At 61.7% G+C, this 23,658-nt stretch carries 23 protein-coding genes; 14 read left to right on the top strand and 9 right to left on the bottom strand.

What is annotated here, in order from left to right; translation table 11 throughout:
* Positions 1-3: 3 nt before the first annotated feature.
* Positions 4-1,167 carry an isovaleryl-CoA dehydrogenase gene (locus ACOYQJ_RS05200; protein ID WP_422904952.1) on the bottom strand — a complete coding sequence of 388 codons (1,164 nt, stop codon included), beginning with the start codon at positions 1,165-1,167 and terminating at the stop codon, positions 4-6.
* 120 nt (positions 1,168-1,287) lie between these two features.
* Complete coding sequence (locus ACOYQJ_RS05195; RefSeq protein WP_422904951.1) at positions 1,288-2,481, bottom strand: DegT/DnrJ/EryC1/StrS family aminotransferase; 1,194 nt, start codon at positions 2,479-2,481, stop codon at positions 1,288-1,290.
* 104 nt (positions 2,482-2,585) lie between these two features.
* Here ACOYQJ_RS05195 and ACOYQJ_RS05190 point away from each other — a divergent pair, with 104 nt between their 5' ends.
* Complete coding sequence (locus ACOYQJ_RS05190; protein WP_422904950.1) at positions 2,586-3,890, top strand: MmgE/PrpD family protein; 1,305 nt, start codon at positions 2,586-2,588, stop codon at positions 3,888-3,890.
* Between the two features lie 20 nt (positions 3,891-3,910).
* Here ACOYQJ_RS05190 and ACOYQJ_RS05185 read toward each other — a convergent pair whose 3' ends face one another.
* Positions 3,911-4,573, bottom strand: coding sequence for an HAD-IA family hydrolase (locus tag ACOYQJ_RS05185; protein WP_422904949.1), 663 nt, complete (start codon positions 4,571-4,573; stop codon positions 3,911-3,913).
* Positions 4,574-4,706: 133 nt separating this feature from the next.
* On the opposite strand from ACOYQJ_RS05185, the gene glmU reads away from it, so the two are divergent.
* The 3 genes from glmU to ACOYQJ_RS05170 are packed head-to-tail and all read left to right on the top strand — an operon-like array spanning position 4,707 to position 8,583.
* On the top strand, positions 4,707-6,062 hold the full coding sequence (gene glmU, locus ACOYQJ_RS05180) for a bifunctional UDP-N-acetylglucosamine diphosphorylase/glucosamine-1-phosphate N-acetyltransferase GlmU (RefSeq protein WP_422904948.1): 1,356 nt from the start codon (positions 4,707-4,709) through the stop codon (positions 6,060-6,062).
* A complete protein-coding gene (glmS, locus tag ACOYQJ_RS05175; RefSeq protein WP_422904947.1) occupies positions 6,062-7,879 on the top strand; it encodes a glutamine--fructose-6-phosphate transaminase (isomerizing) in 1,818 nt (605 codons plus the stop codon). The genes glmU and glmS overlap by 1 nt, the downstream gene beginning before the upstream one ends.
* A gap of 29 nt (positions 7,880-7,908) precedes the next feature.
* Positions 7,909-8,583: a DNA alkylation repair protein gene (locus ACOYQJ_RS05170; RefSeq protein WP_422904946.1), complete on the top strand. Its 675-nt coding sequence runs from the start codon at positions 7,909-7,911 to the stop codon at positions 8,581-8,583.
* Here the strand turns inward: ACOYQJ_RS05170 and ACOYQJ_RS05165 are convergent.
* A complete protein-coding gene (locus tag ACOYQJ_RS05165) occupies positions 8,580-9,080 on the bottom strand; it encodes a hypothetical protein (protein ID WP_422904945.1) in 501 nt (166 codons plus the stop codon). The two genes, ACOYQJ_RS05170 and ACOYQJ_RS05165, sit on opposite strands and share 4 nt — an antisense overlap.
* An 85-nt stretch (positions 9,081-9,165) precedes the next feature.
* On the opposite strand from ACOYQJ_RS05165, the gene moaA reads away from it, so the two are divergent.
* Complete coding sequence (gene moaA, locus ACOYQJ_RS05160; protein WP_422904944.1) at positions 9,166-10,173, top strand: GTP 3',8-cyclase MoaA; 1,008 nt, start codon at positions 9,166-9,168, stop codon at positions 10,171-10,173.
* A 375-nt stretch (positions 10,174-10,548) separates the two neighbouring features.
* On the opposite strand, the gene ACOYQJ_RS05155 is transcribed toward moaA, so the two are convergent.
* Positions 10,549-11,604, bottom strand: a complete 1,056-nt coding sequence (locus ACOYQJ_RS05155) for an anhydro-N-acetylmuramic acid kinase (protein ID WP_422905310.1) — start codon at positions 11,602-11,604, stop codon at positions 10,549-10,551.
* A gap of 100 nt (positions 11,605-11,704) precedes the next feature.
* On the opposite strand from ACOYQJ_RS05155, the gene tyrS reads away from it, so the two are divergent.
* Together tyrS and ACOYQJ_RS05145 are read left to right on the top strand one after the other, a co-directional pair.
* Positions 11,705-12,952: a tyrosine--tRNA ligase gene (gene tyrS / locus ACOYQJ_RS05150; RefSeq protein ID WP_422904943.1), complete on the top strand. Its 1,248-nt coding sequence runs from the start codon at positions 11,705-11,707 to the stop codon at positions 12,950-12,952.
* A 194-nt stretch (positions 12,953-13,146) separates the two neighbouring features.
* Complete coding sequence (locus ACOYQJ_RS05145; protein WP_422904942.1) at positions 13,147-14,037, top strand: GNAT family N-acetyltransferase; 891 nt, start codon at positions 13,147-13,149, stop codon at positions 14,035-14,037.
* Between the two features lie 132 nt (positions 14,038-14,169).
* On the opposite strand, the gene ACOYQJ_RS05140 is transcribed toward ACOYQJ_RS05145, so the two are convergent.
* Both ACOYQJ_RS05140 and ACOYQJ_RS05135 read right to left on the bottom strand, forming a co-directional pair.
* Positions 14,170-14,727: a peptidylprolyl isomerase gene (locus ACOYQJ_RS05140; RefSeq protein ID WP_422904941.1), complete on the bottom strand. Its 558-nt coding sequence runs from the start codon at positions 14,725-14,727 to the stop codon at positions 14,170-14,172.
* Positions 14,720-15,229 (bottom strand): peptidylprolyl isomerase, encoded by a 510-nt coding sequence (locus tag ACOYQJ_RS05135; protein WP_422904940.1) that lies wholly within the window; start codon positions 15,227-15,229, stop codon positions 14,720-14,722. The genes ACOYQJ_RS05140 and ACOYQJ_RS05135 overlap by 8 nt, the downstream gene beginning before the upstream one ends.
* 128 nt (positions 15,230-15,357) lie before the next feature.
* Here ACOYQJ_RS05135 and ACOYQJ_RS05130 point away from each other — a divergent pair, with 128 nt between their 5' ends.
* A complete protein-coding gene (locus ACOYQJ_RS05130) occupies positions 15,358-16,545 on the top strand; it encodes a phosphoglycerate kinase (protein ID WP_422904939.1) in 1,188 nt (395 codons plus the stop codon).
* Between the two features lie 58 nt (positions 16,546-16,603).
* Here ACOYQJ_RS05130 and ACOYQJ_RS05125 read toward each other — a convergent pair whose 3' ends face one another.
* Positions 16,604-17,605, bottom strand: coding sequence for an alpha/beta hydrolase (locus ACOYQJ_RS05125; protein ID WP_422904938.1), 1,002 nt, complete (start codon positions 17,603-17,605; stop codon positions 16,604-16,606).
* Between the two features lie 201 nt (positions 17,606-17,806).
* Between ACOYQJ_RS05125 and ACOYQJ_RS05120 the strand changes: the two genes are divergently transcribed.
* The 6 genes from ACOYQJ_RS05120 to ACOYQJ_RS05095 all read left to right on the top strand — a co-directional run bounded on the left by ACOYQJ_RS05120 (position 17,807) and on the right by ACOYQJ_RS05095 (position 22,756).
* Positions 17,807-18,109, top strand: a complete 303-nt coding sequence (locus tag ACOYQJ_RS05120; RefSeq protein ID WP_422904937.1) for an FtsB family cell division protein — start codon at positions 17,807-17,809, stop codon at positions 18,107-18,109.
* 127 nt (positions 18,110-18,236) lie between these two features.
* Positions 18,237-19,226: a pyruvate dehydrogenase (acetyl-transferring) E1 component subunit alpha gene (pdhA, locus tag ACOYQJ_RS05115; protein ID WP_422904936.1), complete on the top strand. Its 990-nt coding sequence runs from the start codon at positions 18,237-18,239 to the stop codon at positions 19,224-19,226.
* Between the two features lie 70 nt (positions 19,227-19,296).
* Positions 19,297-19,851, top strand: coding sequence for a hypothetical protein (locus ACOYQJ_RS05110; RefSeq protein WP_422904935.1), 555 nt, complete (start codon positions 19,297-19,299; stop codon positions 19,849-19,851).
* Positions 19,841-21,214, top strand: a complete 1,374-nt coding sequence (locus tag ACOYQJ_RS05105) for a pyruvate dehydrogenase complex E1 component subunit beta (protein WP_422904934.1) — start codon at positions 19,841-19,843, stop codon at positions 21,212-21,214. Before ACOYQJ_RS05110 ends, ACOYQJ_RS05105 begins: the two co-directional genes overlap by 11 nt.
* Positions 21,211-21,459: a hypothetical protein gene (locus tag ACOYQJ_RS05100; RefSeq protein WP_422904933.1), complete on the top strand. Its 249-nt coding sequence runs from the start codon at positions 21,211-21,213 to the stop codon at positions 21,457-21,459. The genes ACOYQJ_RS05105 and ACOYQJ_RS05100 overlap by 4 nt, the downstream gene beginning before the upstream one ends.
* Position 21,460: 1 nt before the next feature.
* Positions 21,461-22,756: a pyruvate dehydrogenase complex dihydrolipoamide acetyltransferase gene (locus ACOYQJ_RS05095; protein WP_422904932.1), complete on the top strand. Its 1,296-nt coding sequence runs from the start codon at positions 21,461-21,463 to the stop codon at positions 22,754-22,756.
* A gap of 79 nt (positions 22,757-22,835) precedes the next feature.
* Here the strand turns inward: ACOYQJ_RS05095 and cysE are convergent, their stop codons facing one another.
* The gene (cysE, locus tag ACOYQJ_RS05090) at positions 22,836-23,645 is read right to left on the bottom strand and encodes a serine O-acetyltransferase (protein ID WP_422904931.1); all 810 of its coding nucleotides are present in this window, start codon (positions 23,643-23,645) and stop codon (positions 22,836-22,838) included.
* Between the last annotated feature and the right edge of the window lie 13 nt (positions 23,646-23,658).

Genomic DNA, 23,658 nt, shown 5'->3' with positions numbered 1-23,658 from the left:
GGCTTACCTCATCGCTGCCATCAGTTCGCGGCCGACCAGCATCCGGCGAATTTCCGATGTCCCCGCACCGATCTCCATCAGCTTGGCATCGCGGAAGATCCGGCTGACCGCGGCGTCGGACAGGAACCCGGCACCGCCCATGGCCTGTACCGCCTGATGCGCGACGGTCATCGCCTCCTCCGAGGCATAAAGGCAGCAGGCAGCGGCATCCTGACGGGTCACCTGCCCGCGATCGCAGGCCTTGGCGACTTCGTAAACATAGGCGCGGGCGCTGTTCATCTTGGTGTACATGTCGGCGATCTTGCCCTGCATCAGCTGGAAATCCCCGATGCTTTGGCCAAATTGCTTGCGCTCGACCATATAGGGCATGATCTCGTCCAGACAGGCGGCCATGATCCCGGTGCCGATCCCAGCCAGCACGACGCGTTCATAGTCCAGCCCGGACATCAGCACCCGCACGCCCTTGCCTTCTTCGCCAAGGATATTCTCGAAGGGCACTTCGACATCGTCGAAAATCAATTCGGCGGTGTTCGAGCCGCGCATCCCCAGCTTGTCGAAATGCGGCGAGGTGCTGAATCCCTTCATCGACTTTTCGACGATAAAGGCGGTGATGCCCTTGCTGCCCGCATCCGGGTCGGTCTTGGCATAGACCACCAGAGTATCGGCGTCCGGGCCGTTGGTAATCCAGTATTTGTTACCGTTCAGCACAAAGCGGTCGTTGCGCTTTTCCGCCCGCAGCTTCATCGAAACCACGTCCGATCCGGCGCTGGGTTCGCTCATCGCGAGCGCACCGATATGTTCGCCCGAAATCAACCCCGGCAGATATTTCTTCTTCTGCTCTTCGCTGCCGTTCAGCTTGATCTGGTTGACGCAAAGATTGGAATGCGCGCCATAGGACAAGGACACCGAGGCACTGGCCCGCGCGATTTCCTCGACCGCGATGACATGGGCCAGATAGGACATGCCCGCGCCGCCGTATTCCTCGGGTGTGGTGATGCCCAGAAGGCCCAGATCGCCCATCTCGCGCCACAGCTCGTTGGGAAATTCATTGGTCTGATCGACCTGCGCGGCGATGGGCTTCACGCGCTCTTGCGCCCACTTGTGAACCATCTCCTGAAGGGCGTTCACATCCTCGCCCAGATCGAATTTCATGCTGGCCAGAAACATGCTCCGCCTCCCCTGCGGTTATTGAACACGCGTTCAATAAGTCACAATGCGCGAGTCGGGTCAAGTCGCGCTGAACAGCCGTGTTGAGTGGCTTCCGAAAGCATGCCCTACTGGGCCAGCTCAGGCTTGCTGGAAGACCGCACCCACTTCGTCGCGAATAATGCTGGCGATCAGCGCGCAATCCTCAAGACTGAAGGTCAGAGGCAAACGCATGTCGACGATGCCGCGCAAGATACGGTCGCTTTGCGGCATCGGCTGGCTGGGCGCATAGCGCCAACTGTCATAGCGAGAGGTAAAGCCGCTTGGCTCGGACCCGCCGAACCACTTGAGTTCGACCCCGCGCGCGGCGCAGCGGCGCAGGACCTCTTGCACCTTGTCAGCGGCCCAGTCGAGCAACAGGAACTGGATCGACGATCCGACAAAGCGCCCGCGCGCATCGCGGTCGATCAGCGTCAGACCGGGGGTGCCGCGCAGCCCGTCTTCGACCGTATGAAACCGCGCGTTCCAGCGCACCGCTTGCTCTGGCAATGCGCGCAACTGCGGCCGCAGGATCGCCGCGCGCAGGTTGTCCATCCGCCCAGAGACATTGGGCGTGTCGTATTTGATTTGCTCGAACACCTCGGGCCCCGGCGCCGCAAGGTGGCGTTCATACAGCATATACGACCCCGACAACATCACCGCCCGCGCCGCGATCTCCGCATCGTCGGTGATCAGAAAACCGCCCTCGCCCGAGTTGATATGCTTGTAAGTCTGCGTCGAAAAACACCCCACGGCGCCAAAGCGCCCTGACGGGGTGCCGTTCCATTCGGCGCCCATGGTATGCGCGCAATCCTCGATCACCGTCACCCCATGCGCCGTGCAGATCGCCATCAGTCGATCCATGTCGCACAGGTGCCCGCGCATATGCGACAGCATCAGGACATTTGCCTGATCGGCCTTGGCCTCCAGATCCTCAAGATCAATCACCAGCCCCTCGGTCACGCCAACAAAGACAGGTTGCGCCCCAAGGGCAGCAATCGCCCCCGGCACCGGTGCGAGGGTAAAGGCATTGGTCAGCACCTTGTCGCCCGGCTTTACCCCGACAGCCCGAAGCGCGCAGCCCAGAGCATAGCCGCCCGATGCCACCGCAAGCGCGTATTTCGCCCCGGTGAAACCGGCGAACTCCTGCTCCAGCAAAGCGGTTTCCGAAAGCTCTCCGGCTGCGGTGTTATAGCGGTGCAACCGGCCGTGACGAAGGACCGCCAAGGCGGCCTCGATCCCGTCTTCGGGGATCGGCTCTTGTTGGGTGAATGTGCCGGTGAAACGCGTGCTCATACCGGTTTCATGGCGTCCTGCGCGCCGCAGGTCAATCCACATCCACGGCGCGGCAAGTCGCGATTAGGACAGAATCGGCGGGTGGAACCCCGAAGACTGGGCACATGGAACCACTGGAGTTCATCCACGCCCTGCGCTGGCAGGACATCCCCGAGGCGCCGCGCAGGCAAGTCAAATCCTGCCTGCGTGATCTGATCGGGGTGGCTGCGGCAGGCTCACAAACCCGCCTCAGCCAGATCATCCGCGATCATGCCGCCGAGGATCTGCCCGGCCTGTCCCCCATGCTGTTTGACGCCCGGTCTGCCGCCCCTGCCGCAACTGCCATGGCCGCCGGCATGACCATCGACAGCCTTGACGGCCACGATGGGTATAACCCCGCGAAGGGGCATATCGGCTGCCCGCTGTTGCCCGCGCTGCTGGTGCTGGGCGGCCAAGCCTCGGGCGCGGAGTTTCTGGCGACCCTGACCATGGGCTACGAAGTCGGCGCACGCGCCGCGGCGGCGCAACACGCGACGGCGCCGGACTATCACACCTCGGGCAGTTGGGGCGCGGTGACGGCGGCGGCGGCTGGCGCGCGATTGATGGCTCTGAGCCCGGATCAGACCCGGCAGGCCCTTGGCATCGCCGAATACCACGGGCCGCGCAGCCAGATGATGCGCTGCATCGACTGGCCGACCATGCTCAAGGACGGGTCAGGCTTTGGCGCCATGGCGGGGGTCTCGGCAGCACAACTTGCGCGGCGCAGCTTTACCGGCGCGCCCGCTCTGATCGTAGAGCAGGCCCCGGCGTTCTGGGGCGGTTTGGGACAGGATTGGCTGATCCTTCAGCAGTATTTCAAACCCTATCCCGTCTGCCGCTGGGCGCAGGCCCCGGTCGAAGCCGTGCTGGCGCTGCGCGCCCAACATAGGCTGAGCGCCGATCAGGTCGACCGGATCGAGGTCGACAGCTTTCACGAGGCGCTGCGCCTTGCCACCGCAACCCCGCAAACCACGGAAGAGGCGCAATATTCCACCTCATTCCCCTGCGCGGTTGCCTTGGTGCGCGGCACGCTGGACCCGCAGGATTTGGACGGCACCACGTTACACGACCCCGAGGTTCTGCGCCTCAGCCAAGGATTGCGGATGATCGAAAGCGACAAGGCCAACGCGGTGTTTCCGGGCACGAGGCTGGCGCGCGTTCGGCTTTTTATGCGAACCGGAGGGATGGTCGAAAGCGATTGGATGCAACCGCGCTGGGATCCGGACGCGCCGCCGACCCAGACCGAGTTGCACGACAAGTTCCATGCATTGGCCGATCCTGTGCTCGGCCGCGCAAGGGCCGCGCAGATTTCACAGGTCATCGACACTCTGGAAACCCGGCCCGCAAGCGACTTTCTCAGTCTGCTTTTCGCCCCTGCACAGCCGGGCTGAACCACGCCCGAATTGCCCTGTCAGCCGATCAGGCGGGCCACCTCGCCGCTCAATTCGTCAAAGTGATCTATGATCCCTTCGGGCGCCAGATCGCGCACCGTTTGCCCCCCCGGCGCAAAGGTCACAAGGATCGCCGGCACGCCCGCTGCCGCAGCGGTCTTGCGATCCGTGTCGCTGTCGCCGACGATCAAAGACGCCTCGCGACGACCGCCGCAGCCGTCCACCGCCGCCCAATAGGGCGCGACGTCGGGCTTGCTGGTGGACACCGTATCGGCCCCGATCATCGAGCCGAAAAGCTCCCGCACCCCAAGGCTGCGCAGCAGGGTCTCGGCCAGTCCTTCCGGTTTGTTGGTGCAGATGCCGACGGCATAGCCGCCGCTGCGCAACGCTTCGACTGCGTCGACCGCGCCGGGATAGAGTTTTGTGTGCACGTCGATCGCGTCGCCATAGGCAGACAGCAGTTCGGGATACCACTGCATCACCCGCTCGGCCGAGAATTTGCCCGCGCGCTCCAACCCTTCGGTCAGCATGCGCCGACCACCGCGCAAAGCCACTCCGGCATCGGCCACGGCATCCAGACGCACCTCCTCGCCCATCGCTTCAAAGCAATGGTTGGCCGCCGCGATCAGATCGCCGCTGGTGTCCGCCAAGGTTCCGTCCAGATCGAATATCACGCAGCGCATGTGCCGCCCTCCTGCCATATATGGGCGCGCGCCCCTGTCACATCCCGAAATCAAGCGTGAGCAATGTCCGCTTGCCCCTTCGCCATAACCCGATAAAACGGGGCCAACAGAAAAACAAACGGGAAAAGAGGCCATGAGCACAGCCCTCATCGTACTGGCGGCAGGCAAAGGCACGCGGATGGACTCGGATCTGCCCAAGGTTCTGCACCGCATTGCCCACGCGCCGATGCTTTGGCACGCCATGCGCGCTGGCCGCGCGTTGGAGCCGGAGGCCTGCATCGTCGTCGCGGGTCACGAGGCGGCGCTGGTCGAAGCCTCAGCCAAGGACTACGACCCCGAAGCGCAAGTGGTGATCCAAAGCCAACAGCTTGGCACAGCCCATGCCGTTGCGCAGGCGCGTCCGGCGCTGGAAGGCTTTGGCGGCAATGCCATCGTGCTGTACGGCGACACGCCCTTTATTCGCGAAGAAACGCTGGAGGCGATGCTGGAGGCCCGCGCCCAGCATGACGTCGTGGTTCTGGGCTTTGAAGCGGCCGATCCCGGCCGTTACGGACGGCTGGTGACACAAGGCGATGATCTGGAGCGGATCGTTGAATTCAAAGACGCCTCGGACGAGGAACGCGCCATAACGCTTTGTAATTCTGGCGTTGTCTGCGCCAAGGCAGAAACCCTGTTCAACTTGATCGACGCGGTGGGCAACGACAACGCCAGCGGCGAATATTACTTGACCGACATCGTCGGCATTGCCCGAGCGCGAGAATTGTCCGCGACCGTCGTGCGCTGCGACGAAGGGGAAACGCTGGGCGTCAATTCGCGCGCTGAACTGGCCGCCGCAGAGCGACTTTTCCAAACCCGCCGCCGGGCCGAGATGATGGACGATGGCGTCAGCTTTCAGGCCCCGGACACGGTGTTTCTGGCATGGGACACCTATATCGGCGGCGATACCGAGGTCGAGCCGAACGTGGTTTTCGGTCCAGATGTGACGGTCGAAAGCGGCGCGCGCATCCGGGCCTTTTCGCACCTTGAGGGTGCGCATGTGAGCCGCGGCAGCGTGGTCGGGCCGTTTGCCCGCCTGCGCCCGGGCGCCGAGCTGGCGGAAAACGTGCACGTCGGCAATTTCGTCGAGATCAAGAACGCCGTGCTGCATGACGGCGTAAAAGCGAACCACCTGACCTATATCGGCGATGCGGAAATCGGCGCGCGCACGAATATTGGCGCGGGCACCGTGACCTGCAACTACGACGGCGTGTTCAAACACAAGACGACCATCGGCTCCGATGCCTTTATCGGCTCGGATACCATGCTGGTCGCGCCAGTGACGCTGGGCAATGGCGCGATGACAGCCAGTGGCTCGACCATCACGCAGGACGTGCCCTCTGGCGCCTTGGCCGTGGCCCGGGCCCGACAAGAGACCAAGCCGGGATTGGCGACAAAATTGTTCGATAAGTTAAGGGCCCGAAAGGCAAAGCAGATCAAAGGGGCAGAATAATGTGCGGTATTGTAGGTATTCTTGGCACACACGAAGTTGCGCCCAGCCTTGTGGAGGCTCTGCGCAGGCTGGAATATCGCGGCTATGACAGCGCCGGAATCGCGACCATCAACAACGGTCATCTTGACCGTCGCCGCGCAGTTGGCAAGCTGGTAAATCTTTCCGACCTGCTGGTGCATGACTCTCTGCCCGGCAAGTCGGGGATCGGCCACACCCGTTGGGCCACGCATGGTAGCCCGTCCGAAAACAACGCCCACCCGCACAAGGCGGGCCCGGTGGCGGTGGTGCACAACGGGATCATCGAGAACTACAAGGATCTGCGCGCCGATCTGGCCGAGGCCGGAATCCAGCCGCAAACCGAAACCGACACGGAAACCGTCGCCCTGTTGGCGCAGCAGTTTTTGGCGCAGGGCAAGTCTCCGATCGACGCCGCCATGCAGACCATCGACCGGCTGGAAGGCGCCTTTGCGCTGGTCTTTCTTTTCGACGGCGAGGATGACCTGCTGATCGCCGCCCGAAAGGGCTCGCCCCTTGCCATTGGCCATGGCGAAGGCGAAATGTTCGTCGGCTCGGACGCCATCGCGCTGGCGCCTTTGACCGATCAAATCACCTATCTTGAGGAAGGCGACCGCGCCGTGATCACCCGCGCCGGTGCCGTGATCACCGACGAAGCCGGGCGCCGCGTCAACCGAGAGGTCAAGACCATCCGCATGGATGCAGCCCGTGTCGACAAGGCCGGTTACAAACATTTCATGGCCAAGGAAATCGCGGAACAACCCGGCGTGTTGTCCGGCGCGCTGTCGGCCTATCTGACCGAAGAGGGCATCGCGCTGCCAGAACCGGGACTGGACTTCGACAAGGTTGATCGGCTGGTCATGGTTGCCTGCGGCACGGCGTTTTATGCCTGCCTGACCGCGAAATACTGGTTCGAAAAGCTGGCAGGCATCCCGGTCGAGGTCGATATCGCCTCGGAGTTCCGCTATCGCGAACCGCCAATCATGCCCGGCACCGTTGCGCTGTTCGTCAGCCAATCGGGCGAGACGGCGGATACCCTGGCGGCGCTGCGGTATTGTCAGGAAAAGGCCGACAAGATCGTTGCCGTGGTCAATGTCGAAACCTCCTCGATTGCGCGCGAAAGCAATCTGGTTCTGCCGATTCACGCCGGGGTCGAGATTGGCGTGGCGTCGACCAAAGCCTTTACCTGCCAGTTGAACGTGCTGCTGCTCTTGGCGCTGAAAGCCGCCCAATCGCGCGGGCGTCTGAGCGACGATCGTTTGCACGAAATCATGGAAGCGATGCGCGCTTTGCCCGGCGTCCTCAACATCGCGCTGGACCGCGATGAGCTGATCGCCCGCGCCGCCCGGCAGATCGCCGAGGCGCGCGACGTGCTGTTCCTTGGGCGTGGCCTGATGTACCCCCTCGCGCTGGAGGGCGCACTAAAACTAAAGGAAATCAGCTATATACACGCCGAAGCTTATGCGTCCGGCGAGCTGAAACACGGCCCCATCGCGCTGATTGACAAGACCGTGCCCGTGGTCGTCATGGCGCCGCAGGACTCGCTCTTCGACAAGACGGTGTCGAACATGCAGGAGGTGATGGCACGCGGTGGCAAGGTCTGTCTGATCACCGATGCACAAGGCGCAAAGGTGGCGGGCGAAGAGGTGTGGCAAGTCATCGTCATGCCCGAGGTTCTAGAAGAGTTGACGCCGATTCTGTATGCCCTGCCCGCACAGCTTTTGGCCTATCACGCCGCCATCGCGAAAGGCACCGACGTGGACCAACCGCGCAACCTTGCAAAATCGGTGACGGTGGAATGACGGGGGCGCGGCCCCCACTCGGTGCGACGATGGACCTTGAAGCCGCTCTGTCCGCCTTGAGGGCAGAGGCGGACCCAGAGCGCGCCAAGGGCAGCGCAGCTTATCACAAAGCCAGCCGCACCTATCTCGGCACGCCCAATCCGGCGATCAATGACTTGGTAACGGGGTGGCGGCAGGGCATGGACATCGCCGCGCGCGTTGGGCTGGCCGATGCCCTTTGGCAGACCGACATTCACGAGGCGCGGATCGCGGCGGCCAAGCTGCTGACGCAGGCGCGGATCAAGGACGATGATGCGGTATGGCGGTTGATCGCATCTTGGGTGCCGCAATTCGATGCCTGGGCGATTGCCGATCACGTCTGTTCTGCCGGTGCGCGGCGGCTGATGGCGAACCCCGCCCGGTTGGATGAAGTCGACGCCTGGACCCGATCCGAGCACATGTGGACCAAACGCGCGGCTATGGTGATCACCCTGCCCTGGACCAAGCAGAATTTCCCGTCAGAACAGGATCTTGCCATTCGGGACAGGGTCTTGGGCTGGGCCGCGGGTTATGTGAGCGATCAGCAATGGTTCATCCAGAAAGCCGTTGCCTGGTGGATTCGCGATCTGTCCAAACATGACGCCGATCGGGCGCGGGCCTTTCTGGAAACAAATGGCACGCAGATGAAGGGATTCGCCCGGCGCGAGGCCGGGAAGTACCTTTAGCCGCCCGAGAAAACCTGAATGGTTGGCAGGTCGGTCAGCGGCGCCTCGATCAGACGCATCGCAGCCAAAGACAGGCGGCTGCCTGCGGTCGCAGGGCCATCAATCGGGATCAGATCGACCTGTGCGGATTTGCCCGAGGCGGGAAAAAACACACGCCCCTTGGCAGGCGACGTGACCAGTGGAGTCTCCAGCCAGAACCCGGGTTTTGACACGTCTCCAAGCGACGCAATGGTTTCGCCCAACTGTTGTTCACCGGCAGGTTTCGGGGCGGCAGCGGCCTCTTTGCGTTCCGCTGCGGTCGTGGTGTCAAAATCTTCGACCGAGCGGGCGTTGGCGGGCGGTTTGACCGCAATGGTTTCGGGGCGCGCCTGCGGGCGGGACTGATCGGTTGTCGCACCGGAGGGAAGGCTCGATTCAGGCGGGTTGGGTTGAAAAAAACCACTGCCACCACAAGCGGACAACCCGAAGGCCAAAAAGATGATACCTGCTGCTCTCATACCGCGCACACTACGACCTTGGTCGCCCCAATACAATTTCACGCGCAGACTTGCTCAAATATCCGCCGAGCACTAGGTTAAAACCATGACAGCACCTTTGATTGATCCCTTCCAGCGCCCGATCTCTTATCTGCGGGTCTCGGTCACCGACCGCTGCGATTTTCGCTGCGTCTATTGCATGTCCGAGAACATGACCTTTCTGCCCAAGAAAGAGCTTCTGACACTGGAGGAACTGGACCGCATGTGTTCGACCTTCGTGGGTCTGGGTGTGGAAAAGCTGCGGATCACCGGGGGCGAGCCGCTGGTGCGGCGCGATATCATGACTTTCTTCCGGTCGATGACGCGGCATCTGGACTCTGGCGCCTTGAAAGAGCTGACGCTGACGACCAATGGATCGCAGCTGGAACGTTTTGCGCAGGATCTGTTTGATGCTGGTGTGCGTCGGGTGAACCTGTCGATGGACACGCTGGACGAACAGAAATTTGCGGATATTACGCGCTGGGGACGTTTGCCTCAGGTTCTGCGCGGGATCGACGCGGCGCAAAAGGCGGGCCTGCGGGTCAAGATCAACGCGGTGGCGCTGAAGGGCTTCAACGAAGACGAGTTGCTGTCGATGACCGAATGGTGCGCCAAGCGCGACATGGACCTGACGTGGATCGAGGTCATGCCGATGGGTGACATCGGCAATGAACAGCGGCTGGACCAATATTGGAAGCTGTCCGATCTGCGGACAAAGCTCGGCGAGCATTACACTCTGACCGATCTGGACGAACGCACAGGCGGGCCTGCGCGCTATGTCCGGCTGGAAGAAACCGGCCAGAAGATCGGCTTTATCACGCCGCTGACCCATAATTTCTGCGAAAGCTGCAACCGAGTGCGCCTGACCTGCACAGGTGAGCTGTTCATGTGCCTTGGCCAAGAGGACATGGCTGATCTGCGGGCCCCCTTGCGAAATCATCCCAGCGACAACGCCGCCCTGGAAGCGGCCATTCGCGCCGCCATCGCCCTCAAACCCAAAGGGCACGATTTTGACTATTCGCGTCAGAATGTAGACGGCCGCGTCTCGCGCCACATGAGCCACACGGGCGGCTGACTTCAGCGTTTTGAAAAACACCAGGCTCAAAAAAGTACGCCAATACACCGAGAGCGAAAGGCGCGGTGGGCTATTGGCGACTTAAGGTGTCGCGAAATGCTTCACCCAGAAGGGGCCAGCCCCCTCTTGGCCTACGGCCAATTCACCCCCGAGGTATTTTGAGCCCAAAGAAACATTTTCCTAACCAATTTTGGAAAAACTGATTGTGCGGTACAGGCTGAGGAGCCGATGACCGCGCCCGAAGAAGCCTCTGGAAGACCCAGATTGCTTCCCGCCCGCCATGTCTCGGAACGTGGCGGGCGTTCGGCTTTCTTGGTTTCTTTGGGCCTCAAATACCTCCGCCGGAGGCATCTAGGGCTTGCAACGGGAGGTACGTCAGGGGCGGCTGATTTGCCCGCCACCAACGGGCGCCGCGACGCCGGTAGTTCCGGGCGCAGAAGTGGGCAATCCACGCGCCACACGCACGGCGAGGAAGGCAAAAGCCTGTGCCTCCAGCATGTCTCCGTCCAGTCCGACCTCTTCGATCGGTTGCACGGGGCAATCCAATCCGACGGACAGCATCTGCATCATCACCGGATTTTTGCGCCCCCCCCCGGTGACCAGCACACGCGACGGCAGGCTGGGGCAGTGTTCCATCCCCTGCATGACGGCGGTGGCAGCCATGGCCGTCATCGTCGCGGCGGCATCCGCATTGGAGAGTTCCCGCACGAGGTCCATCATCAGGGAAAAATCGTCCCGGTCCAGAGATTTGGGCGGCATTTTGCGAAAATAGGCCTCATCCAGGAACAGCTCCAACGCGCCTTCTTCGACTCGGCCTTTGCGCGCCAAGGCGCCGTCGCAGTCGCAGTCCAGCCCCAATCTTTCTGCCACCAGATCGTTCAGCGGTGCATTGGCCGGGCCGGTGTCAAAGGCCAGCACGGCGCCGTCGTCCTGCGGGCGCGCCTTGGAGGGGTCGACCCATGTCAGATTGCCCACTCCGCCAAGGTTGAGAAACGCCACCGGTTCGGTTGCGCCGATCCACTTGGCGCAGGCAAAATGATAGAACGGTGCCAGTGGTGCGCCCTGCCCCCCCAGAGCCACGTCCGCCGAGCGAAAATCCCAGACCACAGTGCATCCCAAAGCCTGGGCCAATGCCGCGCCATCCCCCATCTGGTGGGTGCCACGGCCGCTAGGATCATGCGCAAGGGTCTGACCATGAAAGCCAATGATTTCAGCGCCTTCAAAGCCAGACAGCACGTCACGATGGGCCTCAAAGCAAATGTCGGGTGCTGCGCCCAGATCATCCCCTGGCCAACGTCCCAACGCCGCCCGCAATCCTGCGCGTTCGGTCGCGGAATAGGGCCTGTAGGCACTAGCGCCAAACTCGAAAATCTCTATCCCGTTCGTGCGGATCATCGCCGCGTCGACGCCGTCCAGCGATGTGCCCGACATGGCCCCCAATGCCCAAACCGGCTCTGCACTCAACTTGCCCTTCACCTTCGCCCTCACGCCTTCTATAGGTGCCTTTGCTTACGTATACAGAGGTGAAGCTATGACCTACCATCCCAAATCGGACTTCATGCGCGTCATGATGGAGCGCGGCTTTCTTGCCGACTGCACCGATTATCAGGCGCTGGACGATGCGCTGATACAGGGTGTGGTTCCGGCCTATATCGGCTTTGATGCGACGGCCAAGTCGTTGCATGTGGGCAGCCTGATCCAGATCATGATGCTGCGCTGGTTGCAAAAGACCGGCCACCAGCCGATCACCCTGATGGGCGGCGGCACAACAAAGGTGGGTGATCCGTCGTTCCGCGCCGACGAACGCCCCCTGCTGACGCCCGCACAGATCGACGACAACATCGCGGGCATCAAACAGGTCTTTGCCAAGTACCTCGACTACGAGGCCGAAACCCCGGCGTTGATGCTGAACAATGCCGAATGGTTGGACGGGTTGAACTACCTCGATTTCCTGCGCGACATCGGGCGGCATTTCAGCGTGAACCGGATGCTGTCGTTTGAATCGGTGAAATCGCGGCTTGACCGGGAACAAAGCCTGTCCTTCCTCGAATTCAACTACATGATCCTGCAAGCCTATGATTTCCTTGAGCTGAACCGCCGCTATGGGTGTCTGCTCCAGATGGGCGGCAGTGACCAATGGGGCAATATCGTCAACGGGATCGACCTGACCCGGCGCGTGCTGGACCACGAGATCTTTGGCCTGACCTCGCCCTTGCTGACCACCTCGGACGGCAAGAAGATGGGCAAGTCGCAAGATGGCGCGGTCTGGCTGAACGGCGATATGTGCGCGCCGTATACCTTCTGGCAGTTCTGGCGGAACACCACCGACGCCGACGTGGGCCGCTTCCTGAAGCTCTACACCGAACTGCCGTTGGAGGAGTGCGACCGTCTGGGTGCGCTTGAAGGCTCAGAGATCAATGATGCCAAGATCGTTCTGGCCAATGAGGTAACGACCCTGTGCCATGGCGCCGAAGCGGCTGCCGCAGCCGAAGCCACCGCACGCGAAGTCTTTGAAAAAGGCGGGATTGGCGACGATCTGCCGACATTGACGCTGACCGCCGAGGACATTGGCGACGGGATATCCGTAGTCCAGTTGATCGTGCGCTCTGGCTTGGCAAAAACAGGCAAAGAGGCCAAGCGCCTGATCGCCGAGAATGGCGCGCGACTGGACGATGAGCCTCTGACCGATGCGGGTCTTGTGATGGATGCGTCGGCCCTGTCCTCGCCCATCAAGCTGAGCGCCGGCAAAAAACGTCACGCGCTGGTCAAACTGAGCTGACCTGTTTTGGCGCGTGCCCGATTGGCACGCGCCAATTACAAGACCAATTCCATCACAGCAAGCACTGCAAAGGGCAGTGAAAGCACCAACGCTGCCAAGAGCGCGGCGCCGGAAGTGGGGCGTGGGCGGGGGGCAATTGTCTTTTCCATACCCCCATTAACCACAGATCAACTTTCCATCGCGTTAATGCCGCCATGCGCCAGTTGCCCCTTCCCCTGCCTCAATCGCCCGAGTTCGCCCGCACCTGCGACGCGCTTGGTCTGCCAATCCGCAAGATGCAAAGCGAGGTCGGTGGCAATGTGCAACTGATCTGGCAGGTGCAATCGCGAAAGCTGGGCTTTCTGGGCCGGGTCGACATGATCTCGCGCGGGCCAGTGGCGCGTGATCCCGGCGATCTGGCGGGCTGGCTGGAGCGGTTTCAAAACTGGCAGGACGGACGCCCACTGCTGCTCAATGCCGATGGGTTGGTGCCGCAGGCCCTGCGCGCGGCGGGGTTCTGGCCGCTCATGACCCCGGCAAGCCTGGCGCTGTTGCCGCTCACCACAGGGCCGGAGATGCGCGCCGCTCTGCATCAAAAATGGCGCAACCGTCTGAATCGCGCTGAGGGCGCGGGGCTGCGCGTCACGCGCCACGCCCTCTCAGCCGATCACTGGCTGCTGGAGGCCGAGGCAAAGCAGGCCCGTACGAAACGGTATCGCTCCCTGCCCCCGGCCTTTTCCCTTGCCTTCGCGCGGGCAAACCCCGGCAAGGCGCAGCTTTGGGAGGTTCGCCAATGGGGGGAGCCGCTGGCCGCGGTGCTGATGCTGCGTCATGGCCGAATGGCAACCTGGCAGATGGGCCATGTCACAACCGCAGGGCGCAAATTGAACGCAATGAACCTTGCGCTGTTCACCGCAATGACGGCGCTTGCCGATCAGGGTCACGAAACACTGGATCTTGGCACGATCAACACGCAAGACTCGGCGGGCATCGCGCGTTTCAAACTGGGCACCGGCGCACTCACGCACCGGCTTGGCGGCAGTTGGTTGCATTACGGCGCCCTCGCGCCGATCGCGCGCCGCTTGCCCGCACGACTGGCGGCTTGAAACACCAACCGCGCCCCTAGAAGCCCTCAAAAAATTCCAAGGGCGAGGCGATAGGCTCAGGTCGCCACGGGCCCCAGAAAACTGCGCCCGCCGAAAGGCGGGCACAATCAGATCAAGCTTCCAGCTCCAAAGTCACTCGGTGACGGTGACCGTCACCATACGGTCCGGTGTTCCCATGACCTCGCCATTGCGCCCCTCACCGCGCTTGATGGCATCGACCACATCCATGCCCTCGGTCACGGCGCCGACAACGGTATACTGACCATTCAGGAAATGCCCGGCATCAAACATGATGAAGAACTGCGAGTTGCCGGAATCCGGGCTCTGCGAGCGCGCCATGCCGACGACACCGCGGTCAAAGGGCTTGTCGCTGAACTCCGCCTTCAGATCAGGAAGGTCCGAACTGCCACGCCCGGCCATGCGCATGTCAAAGCCCTCGGCCTCCATATCGCCGAATTCCACGTCCCCGGTCTGGGCCATGAAGCCGTCGATCACGCGGTGAAACACGACGTTGTCGTATTCCCCGGTTTCCGCCAAGGCGGTGATCTGCGCGACGTGATCCGGGGCGATCTCTTCGAAAAGGTCGATCAGGATGGTGCCATTGGCGCCCTCGCCAGCCACGTCGATTTGCAGGCCCGTCGCCAGCGCGGGCGAGGCCATCAGCGCGAAAACTACCGCCAGCTTACGCATCAGCAGCAACCTTCACGCTGATCATTTTGTCGGGGTTCGCAGGCGGCTCGCCCTTGGCGATGGCGTCAACGTGCTCCATCCCCGAGATCACCCGGCCATAGACGGTATACTGCCCGTTCAGGAAATCGTTGTCCTTGAAGTTGATGAAGAACTGCGAATTCGCTGAATTCGGGTTCTGGCTGCGGGCGGCGCCAAGCGTGCCGCGCGAATGCGGCAGTTTGGAAAACTCCGCCGGAAGGTCCGGGTGTTCGGAACCGCCGGTGCCTGCGCGACGCGGGTTGTAGCTGTCGCTGTCGGCATTGCCGTGCTCGACATCGCCGGTCTGGGCCATGAAGCCATCGATCACGCGGTGAAATACCACGCCGTCATAGGCACCGGCGCGGGCCAGTTCCTTCATCCGTTCGCTGTGCTTGGGGGCCACGTCGGCCAGCAGCTCGATGATGACTGTGCCGTCTTTCAGTTCCATCACAATGGTGTTTTCGGGGTCTTTGATCTCGGCCATGGTTCACTCCCATTCGAATTGGCATTGACCAAGGGACTTAATGCCCGCACCCGCAATTGCCAAGACGCCGTTGACGCCCCGCGCCACAAAGGGCAGACAACACCTGACATGCGAAGTGGGAGAGAACCATGGGCTGGAAAACCCTCGACGAAATGGAACTGGACGGCAAACGGGTGCTCACCCGCGTCGATATCAACGTCCCCGTAGAGGATGGCCGCGTCACCGACGCCACCCGGATCGAGCGGATTGGGGCCACAGTGCAGGACATTCTGGACCGCGGCGGCAAGCCGATCCTGCTGGCCCATTTCGGTCGCCCCAAGGGCGAGCGCCGCGACGACATGAGCCTGCAACCGCTGATTCCGGCACTTGAGGCGGTGATGGGCGTGAAGGTCGTGTTTGCGGCCGATTGCGTGGGCTCTGCCGCCAAGGCCGTGATTGACGCGCTTGAGCCCGGACAGGTCGCTCTGCTGGAAAACACCCGGTTCCATGCCGGTGAGGAAAAGAACGATCCCGAACTGGCCGCGCAGATGGCCGAATTGGGCGATATCTACTGCAATGATGCCTTTTCGGCGGCGCATCGCGCCCATGCCTCGACTGAGGCGCTTGCCCGTTTGCTGCCGTCCTGTGCAGGGCGGCTGATGCAGGCGGAATTGTCCGCACTGGAAAGCGCCCTTAGCGCGCCAGAGCGCCCGGTTCTGGCCGTGGTTGGCGGCGCCAAGGTTTCGACCAAGCTGGACCTGCTGGGCAACCTTGTCGAAAAAGTCGACATGCTGGTGATCGGTGGCGGCATGGCCAACACCTTTTTGGCGGCGCAGGGCATAGACGTCGGCAAATCGCTTTGCGAGCACGACATGGCGCCGACGGCGCTCGAAATCCTTGAAAAGGCAAAGGCAGCGGGCTGCGAGATCATCCTGCCCAGCGATGTCGTCGTGGCGCGCGAATTCAAGGCCGGTGCCGAGAATGAGACCGTCGCAGCCAATGCCTGCCCCGCCGATTCGATGATTCTTGATGCCGGCCCCGAGAGCGTGAAGACCGTGCAGGCGGCCATCGAACGCGCCAAGACGCTGATCTGGAACGGCCCGCTTGGCGCCTTTGAGATCGAGCCATTCGATGCGGCCACAAATGCCGCGGCCAGGTTTGCCGCCAAGCGCAGTGCGGACAGTCAGCTGATCTCGGTTGCCGGGGGCGGCGATACGGTTGCGGCGTTGAACAAGGCGGGTGCGGCCGAGGATTTCACCTACATCTCGACCGCAGGGGGCGCCTTTCTGGAGTGGATGGAAGGCAAGACCCTACCCGGTGTTGCCGCACTGGGCTAAGCCCAGTGGGGGCGTTAACGCGCCCCTGCCCTGCTTGTTCAGCTTCTGGAGGCGGTTTTCAGCTGCCCAGACTGCGCAAAAGCGCAATGGCCGCTGGCGCGGTAAAGGCCGTGTTGTGCCCGCTTGGGTCACCACCTTCGATGTCGCTGAGATCAATAATCTCGACCGGCAGGTCCGCCAGACGCCCCGGATCGGAAATCGAGCCGAGCCGTGTCGGCTTGCCCGTCAGAAAAGCCGCCAAGTCCAGGATCTTGTCATGTGCTGAGACCAGCAGCATGAAAGGTTGGGGAAAGGGTTTGATCCGCTTGGCCTGTTGCAGGAACACGTCTTCGTCGATGTCGGGGCTGATCAGAGCCACCCCGGAAAGCCTTGAAATCACAGAACCTTTTCCCGAGATAGCCATCTGCCGCAGGGTTTCCATCACCAACTGGCTGCCCATTGAATGCGCGACGATCAACACGCGGTTCTGGCTGGTCAATTCGGTCAACAAGGTTTCAAGCCCATCGCGCGAAAAGATCACGCTGTCGCGGTCATAGGCATAGCCGCGCGGGCTGCCTGCCGAGGGCCATGAATAGGCGACGACAGGGACTTTGGCTTCGAAATCATGGGCAATCTGCGCCAGACGGTAGACCGCTTCGGCGTTGTTCACGTTGTAGCCATGCACAAAGAGCACGATCTCTTGGGAGCCACGCGGCGCATCATTTTGCAGGCCGTTCAGGAATTCGGAAGGCCCGGCGAACATTTGCTCGCCGCTGACAACAAAATGGCGCGCCGGATCCGGAGGCTCGGGAGCGGGCCATTCGATCTGCCCCGACTTATGTCCCGGCGGGATCGAGACATCCATCCGGACATAGCGCAGAGCGGCGTCGCGGTTCTCGCCGAACTGCTGCTGGAAAAGCCGCCCCTCTTCGCCGCTGGCAGGATTGCGGTTGGTCGCCACATAGACGGGCTGGACGACGGCGTTCGCGGCGGTAGCGCCCGGCAAAATGCTGACGACGCCCCGTGCCGCGCAGGCCGAGACGGTCAGAAACAGGCAAAGGGCGAACATCATCCGAGACATGAGCGCCAATCTACCGAAGGGCGCGCGCCGCGCCAGTGGCAAAGTGCGCGAATCGGCAGGAATGCAACGCTTGGGCGGCGATTCCCCGCCGGGGCGAATCGCCCTCTTTTCCAGTCGCCGCCCCCGTGCCATCCTGCCCACAGTTGTCCATAAAGAGACAGCATCAGGCAAAGCAGTTTCATTTCAGGTGACCGATCCTCGATGACCAACAGGCGCGCGCGACCCTCCTTAGGTGTGTTGATCTTTTTTGCCGTGGCGCTGAGCCTTTCGGCCTATTTCACCTTTGCCGCCGTGCAGGGGGATTTCGGACTGTTCCGCCGGGCCGAGATCGTCGTCGAAGGCCACGAGCTTGAAGGCGAACTGGCGCATCTGAACGAAGAAGTGGCGCACATGGAAAACCTGACCAAGCGGCTGTCTGACGAATACCTGGATCTTGATTTGCTGGATCAACAGGCGCGTGACATTCTGGGCGTGGTCCGCTCCGACGAGATCGTCGTCAACTAACCTTTGTCTTACATTGCAACCGACGGCCCCCTGCCACAGGGGCGCAAAGGGTTTACTCGCCTATCGGGCGCGGGTACGCTTTGAAAAAACGTTCAAAGCTAAACTAATTTCTTGGGGAGGAGACGCCATGGCGGCCCGCAAGACGACGGCCAAGCCCAATGTTTCGGCAGAAGAGCTTATGGCCTATTACCGCGATATGCTGCTGATCCGACGCTTTGAAGAAAAGGCTGGTCAGCTTTATGGGATGGGTCTGATCGGTGGCTTCTGCCACCTCTACATCGGACAAGAAGCGGTTGTGGTCGGTCTTGAGGCCGCCGCCGAAGAGGGTGACAAGCGCATCACATCCTACCGCGATCACGGTCACATGCTGGCCTGCGGGATGGACCCGAACGGCGTCATGGCCGAGTTGACGGGCCGCGAGGGGGGCTATTCCAAGGGCAAGGGCGGCTCGATGCACATGTTCAGCCGCGAAAAGCATTTCTACGGCGGGCACGGCATTGTCGCCGCTCAGGTGCCGCTGGGTGCCGGGCTGGCCTTTGCCGATAAATACAAGGGCAACGGGCGCGTCACCTTTACCTATTTCGGTGATGGCGCGGCCAACCAGGGGCAGGTCTACGAGACCTTCAACATGGCCGCCCTTTGGCAATTGCCGGTTATTTTCGTCATTGAAAACAACCAGTACGCAATGGGCACCGCGATGAAGCGGTCGACCTCCACACCCGATATCTTCCACCGCGGCGCCGCCTTTGGCATTCCCGGCGAGATGGTCGATGGCATGGACGTGCTGGCGGTGAAGGAGGCTGGTGAAAAGGCCGTCGCGCACTGCCGCGCGGGCAAGGGTCCGTATATCCTTGAAATCAAGACGTACCGCTATCGCGGCCATTCCATGTCGGATCCGGCCAAGTACCGCACCCGCGAAGAGGTGCAGAAGATGCGCGAAGAACGTGATCCGATCGATCACGTGCGAGAGATGCTGCTTCAGGGCAAACATGCCTCGGAAGAGGATCTCAAGACCATCGACAAGGAGATCAAGAAGATCGTCAACGAAAGCGCCGAGTTTGCCCGCGAAAGCCCGGAACCGGCGCTGGAAGAACTCTGGACCGACATCTATGCCTGACCATGGGAAAGTGATCAAATTGGGCGTAAGCGCGGCGTTGGGCCTTTGCGTGGCTATGACTGTCGCCCCGATGGCCGCTGCCGCGAACAGCCTGTCCAACGCTCTTCAATCCGGAGTCGAGGCCGCATTCAACTGGCATTGGGATCGTGAGAAACCAGGCCTGCCGCCGCGTCACATCGTTCGAACACAGGTCTCCTTTGAAGCGCCGTGTACCATGACCATCGCCATTTCGACGGTCAACGAGGATCTCACCCCGTCACAGGTCATCGCGGCCGATATTCCAGTTGCCGCCTTCGGCCCTGCACCAGTGTTCAGGGGCGAGGCGCATGGAGTCACACTATTGGGCTACCGCGCGGCTAAGGTTGACACCGCTTCGGACTCAAGCGTTGCGAACCAAACGATCCGAACGCTGGTCACCAGTGCCCATTATCAGGCCGCGGTTGACAACAGGTTCGGCATGGTTCCCGAGCCCACCTGCACAGCCACGGGCTGCATCGAGTCCAGTAGATTGGATTATGTCCAATTGCCCTTCATTCCGGAAGGTGCGTCGACACGCTTCGAAGCGGCCTTCGCAAAACTGAACAAACATTGCGGCAACACCCTTGGAGACGACCATGGCAACTGAAATCCTCATGCCCGCCCTGTCCCCGACGATGGAGGAAGGCACGCTCGCCAAATGGCTGGTCAAGGAAGGCGACACCGTCAGCTCTGGCGATATCATCGCCGAGATCGAAACCGACAAGGCGACGATGGAATTCGAAGCGGTGGACGAAGGCATCATGGGCCGCATCCTGATCGCTGAGGGCACGGAGCACGTTCCGGTGAACACCCCCATTGCGGTGCTGGTCGAGGAAGGCGAAAGCGCCGATGCCGCCCCCTCTGCCCCGGCACAGGCGCCGGTGCCTGCGGACAAGACGCTGACCTCGGAAAGCGCGCCGGCGGCAGCGATACAGCACCCCGCGCCCTCCGCAGCCACACCCGGCCCAGGTTGGCCCGAGGGCACAAAGGTCAAACAACAAACCGTCCGCGAGGCCCTGCGCGACGCCATGGCCGAGGAAATGCGCGCCACCCCCGAGGTCTTCCTGATGGGCGAGGAGGTGGGCGAATATCAGGGCGCTTACAAGATCTCTCAGGGCCTGCTGGAGGAGTTCGGCGGCAAGCGGGTGATCGACACGCCGATCACCGAGCACGGTTTCGCTGGCATCGGTGTCGGGGCCGCCTTCGGCGGGTTGAAGCCGATCGTGGAGTTCATGACTTTCAACTTCGCCATGCAAGCCATTGATCAGATTATAAACTCTGCCGCAAAGACGCTCTATATGTCCGGCGGCCAGATGGGCTGCCCAATCACCTTCCGGGGCCCCAATGGCGCGGCGGCCCGCGTCGGCGCGCAGCATTCGCAGGACTATTCGGCGTGGTATGCCCATATTCCGGGCCTCAAAGTGGCGGTGCCCTACTCGGCTTCTGACGCCAAAGGCCTGCTCAAATCCGCCATTCGCGATCCCAACCCGGTGATCTTTCTGGAAAACGAAATCCTCTACGGGCGCAGCTTTGATGTTCCCGAGATCGACGATTACACCGTGCCCTTCGGCAAGGCCCGCATCTGGCGCGAGGGCACGGATGTCACCCTTGTCAGCTTTGGCATCGGGATGAGCTATGCGCTGGATGCCGCTGAAAAGCTGGCGCAAGACGGCATCAGCGCCGAAGTTATCGACCTGCGCACCCTGCGCCCGATGGATACCGCGACGGTGATCGCCTCGGTGCAGAAAACCAACCGCTGCGTGACGGTCGAAGAGGGCTTCCCGGTGGGCGCGATCGGCAACCACATCTCGGCTGTGCTGATGGAACAGGCCTTTGACTATCTCGATGCGCCGGTGATCAATTGCACCGGCAAGGACGTTCCCATGCCCTATGCGGCAAATCTTGAAAAGCTCGCTTTGGTGACCACCGATCAAGTGATCGAGGCCGTGCGCAAGGTCACCTACCGATGAGCGTCGAGGTCCAGGGCCGGGACGTTGCCCGCGAAGCCTATCGCATCGCGACAGAGGCAGGCCGCGCCTATGTGCCCGAATGCCTGATGGAGGGGCTGCGCCCGAACGAGCGGCCCAGCCATCAAGAAGCCTATGAATGGATCGCCGCGCATCGCACTGGTCTGCGCGACGCGGTGGCCCGTTTGGCGCGCGGTCAGACGCCGCGCAAACCCTATGACATCCTCAGCCTGATCGAGGAAAATTGATATGCCCACACAAATTCTCATGCCCGCCCTCTCGCCCACGATGGAGGAAGGCACGCTCGCCAAATGGCTGGTCAAAGAGGGCGACAGCGTCCAGTCCGGCGACGTAATTGCCGAGATTGAAACCGACAAAGCCACGATGGAATTCGAAGCGGTGGACGAAGGCACGATTGGCAAGATCCTGATCACCGAGGGCACTGCAGACGTCAAGGTGAACACCCCTATCGCCGTGCTGCTGGAAGAAGGCGAAAGCGCCAGCGACATAAGCGACGCGCCCGTTGCCCCGCAGCCGCAGGCTGAGGCAACAGCGGCTGCGGAGGCGGCCCCCGAAGGGGGCTCCGACAAAGCCGCCCCCCCTGCTCCGGAATCCGCTGACGGCAGCCGGATATTTGCCTCTCCCCTTGCGCGCCGCATTGCGGCCGACAAGGGTCTGGACCTGTCGCAGATCAAAGGCTCTGGCCCGCATGGACGGATCGTCAAAGCCGATGTGGAAACTGCAAGCGCTGCCCCCGCAGCGCAACCTGTCGCGACCGCGACGAAAACTGCTGCGTCCCCCTCCGCCGCTCCGGCGATCTCCTCCGATGCTGTCGCCGCGATGTATCAGGATCGGGAGTACAAGGAAATTCCGCTTGATGGCATGCGCAAAACCATCGCCGCACGGCTGACCGAAGCCAAGCAAACCATCCCGCATTTCTATTTGCGCCGCGACATCCGCCTAGACGCACTGCTGTCGTTTCGCAGCCAGTTGAACAATCAGTTAGACGCCCGCGGCGTCAAGCTGAGCGTCAACGACTTTATCATCAAGGCCTGCGCAAACGCGCTGCAACAGGTGCCCGCCGCCAATGCGGTCTGGGCGGGGGATCGAATATTGCAACTGACCCCCTCCGATGTGGCGGTGGCTGTGGCGATCGAAGGCGGGCTGTTCACCCCGGTTCTCAGGGATGCGCATTTCAAGAGCCTTTCGGCGCTGTCCGCAGAAATGAAAGATTTGGCGGCCCGCGCCCGGGATCGCAAGCTGGCGCCGCATGAATATCAGGGCGGCAGCTTTGCCATCTCGAACCTCGGTATGTTCGGCATCGACAATTTCGACGCGGTAATCAACCCGCCGCACGGCGCCATTCTGGCCGTCGGCGCGGGCGTCAAAAAACCCGTGGTCGGTGCTGATGGGGAATTGGGAGTCGCCACTGTCATGTCAGTGACGCTGAGCGTGGATCACCGGGTGATCGACGGTGCCTTGGGGGCCGACCTGCTCAATGCGATCGTCGACAATATTGAAAACCCGATGGCCATGCTTGCCTGAGTGGACATGGGGGCCATACCCCCATGCCGCAAAGCTGGTACCTTTCCGAAGTGATGCCTAAGCCGCTTTGGCTTGGCAGTCAGACACTGTCGCGCAACAGTTGGTCCATGTTGATGGACGGCTGCGGACAGCCGGCTTTCCCAACGATCTTGGCTGGCACGCCCGCAACCGTGGTGCACTCCGGCACATCGTGCAGCACGACAGAGCCCGCGGCGATCCGCGAGCAATCGCCGACGCGGATATTGCCCAGAACTTTCGCACCCGCGCCGATCAACACGCCATTGCCGATCTTGGGATGACGATCCTCTTCTTCCTTTCCGGTCCCGCCAAGCGTTACCGAATGCAGCATCGACACGTTGTCGCCGACCACCGCAGTTTCACCAATCACGATGGAATGGGCGTGGTCGATCATGATCCCGCGCCCGATACGGGCCGCCGGATGGATGTCGATTCCAAAGGTTTCAGAACTGCGCATCTGGAAGAAATAGGCCATATCCTTGCGTCCCTGTTTCCACAGCCAATGCGCGACGCGATAGGCCTGAATGGCCTGAAACCCTTTGAAGAACAGCAACGGTTGCAAATAGCGATGGCAGGCCGGATCACGATCGTAGACCGCAACGATGTCAGCGCGCGCCGCTTGCGCAATATCTGGGTCGGCCTTGTGGGCTTCGTCGCAGATTTCACGAAGGATCTGTTCGGACATCTCGCCATTGGCAAGCTTCAGGGAAATCCGGAAGCCCAGCGCCTGCTCCAGCGTTGGGTAGTGCAGGATCGAGTAATGCACCATTCCGCCAAGAAGCGGTTCGGCTTTTACGGCCTCTTCTGCCTCGCGAACGATGCGGGCCCAGACCGGATCGACTTCGGCCAATTTTGCGCGCGTTTCAGCCATCTCAACTCTCCTT

Origin of the sequence: Pacificoceanicola algae (genome assembly GCF_049341065.1) — a bacterium.
Classification (GTDB): Bacteria; Pseudomonadota; Alphaproteobacteria; order Rhodobacterales; family Rhodobacteraceae; genus Pacificoceanicola.
Note: the sequence above shows the minus strand (reverse complement) of the source record. Positions and strands in the feature narration are given on the sequence as shown.

What these genes read in the sequence shown, in the direction of transcription:
- ACOYQJ_RS05200 (WP_422904952.1), bottom strand. Translation starts at nt 1,167, where the DNA reads ATGTTTCTGGCCAGCATGAAATTCGATCTGGGCGAGGATGTGAACGCC.
- ACOYQJ_RS05195 (WP_422904951.1), bottom strand. Translation starts at nt 2,481, where the DNA reads ATGAGCACGCGTTTCACCGGCACATTCACCCAACAAGAGCCGATCCCC.
- ACOYQJ_RS05190 (WP_422904950.1), top strand. Translation starts at nt 2,586, where the DNA reads ATGGAACCACTGGAGTTCATCCACGCCCTGCGCTGGCAGGACATCCCC.
- ACOYQJ_RS05185 (WP_422904949.1), bottom strand. Translation starts at nt 4,573, where the DNA reads ATGCGCTGCGTGATATTCGATCTGGACGGAACCTTGGCGGACACCAGC.
- glmU (WP_422904948.1), top strand. Translation starts at nt 4,707, where the DNA reads ATGAGCACAGCCCTCATCGTACTGGCGGCAGGCAAAGGCACGCGGATG.
- glmS (WP_422904947.1), top strand. Translation starts at nt 6,062, where the DNA reads ATGTGCGGTATTGTAGGTATTCTTGGCACACACGAAGTTGCGCCCAGC.
- ACOYQJ_RS05170 (WP_422904946.1), top strand. Translation starts at nt 7,909, where the DNA reads ATGGACCTTGAAGCCGCTCTGTCCGCCTTGAGGGCAGAGGCGGACCCA.
- ACOYQJ_RS05165 (WP_422904945.1), bottom strand. Translation starts at nt 9,080, where the DNA reads ATGAGAGCAGCAGGTATCATCTTTTTGGCCTTCGGGTTGTCCGCTTGT.
- moaA (WP_422904944.1), top strand. Translation starts at nt 9,166, where the DNA reads ATGACAGCACCTTTGATTGATCCCTTCCAGCGCCCGATCTCTTATCTG.
- ACOYQJ_RS05155 (WP_422905310.1), bottom strand. Translation starts at nt 11,604, where the DNA reads ATGTCGGGCACATCGCTGGACGGCGTCGACGCGGCGATGATCCGCACG.
- tyrS (WP_422904943.1), top strand. Translation starts at nt 11,705, where the DNA reads ATGACCTACCATCCCAAATCGGACTTCATGCGCGTCATGATGGAGCGC.
- ACOYQJ_RS05145 (WP_422904942.1), top strand. Translation starts at nt 13,147, where the DNA reads ATGCGCCAGTTGCCCCTTCCCCTGCCTCAATCGCCCGAGTTCGCCCGC.
- ACOYQJ_RS05140 (WP_422904941.1), bottom strand. Translation starts at nt 14,727, where the DNA reads ATGCGTAAGCTGGCGGTAGTTTTCGCGCTGATGGCCTCGCCCGCGCTG.
- ACOYQJ_RS05135 (WP_422904940.1), bottom strand. Translation starts at nt 15,229, where the DNA reads ATGGCCGAGATCAAAGACCCCGAAAACACCATTGTGATGGAACTGAAA.
- ACOYQJ_RS05130 (WP_422904939.1), top strand. Translation starts at nt 15,358, where the DNA reads ATGGGCTGGAAAACCCTCGACGAAATGGAACTGGACGGCAAACGGGTG.
- ACOYQJ_RS05125 (WP_422904938.1), bottom strand. Translation starts at nt 17,605, where the DNA reads ATGTCTCGGATGATGTTCGCCCTTTGCCTGTTTCTGACCGTCTCGGCC.
- ACOYQJ_RS05120 (WP_422904937.1), top strand. Translation starts at nt 17,807, where the DNA reads ATGACCAACAGGCGCGCGCGACCCTCCTTAGGTGTGTTGATCTTTTTT.
- pdhA (WP_422904936.1), top strand. Translation starts at nt 18,237, where the DNA reads ATGGCGGCCCGCAAGACGACGGCCAAGCCCAATGTTTCGGCAGAAGAG.
- ACOYQJ_RS05110 (WP_422904935.1), top strand. Translation starts at nt 19,297, where the DNA reads ATGGCCGCTGCCGCGAACAGCCTGTCCAACGCTCTTCAATCCGGAGTC.
- ACOYQJ_RS05105 (WP_422904934.1), top strand. Translation starts at nt 19,841, where the DNA reads ATGGCAACTGAAATCCTCATGCCCGCCCTGTCCCCGACGATGGAGGAA.
- ACOYQJ_RS05100 (WP_422904933.1), top strand. Translation starts at nt 21,211, where the DNA reads ATGAGCGTCGAGGTCCAGGGCCGGGACGTTGCCCGCGAAGCCTATCGC.
- ACOYQJ_RS05095 (WP_422904932.1), top strand. Translation starts at nt 21,461, where the DNA reads ATGCCCACACAAATTCTCATGCCCGCCCTCTCGCCCACGATGGAGGAA.
- cysE (WP_422904931.1), bottom strand. Translation starts at nt 23,645, where the DNA reads ATGGCTGAAACGCGCGCAAAATTGGCCGAAGTCGATCCGGTCTGGGCC.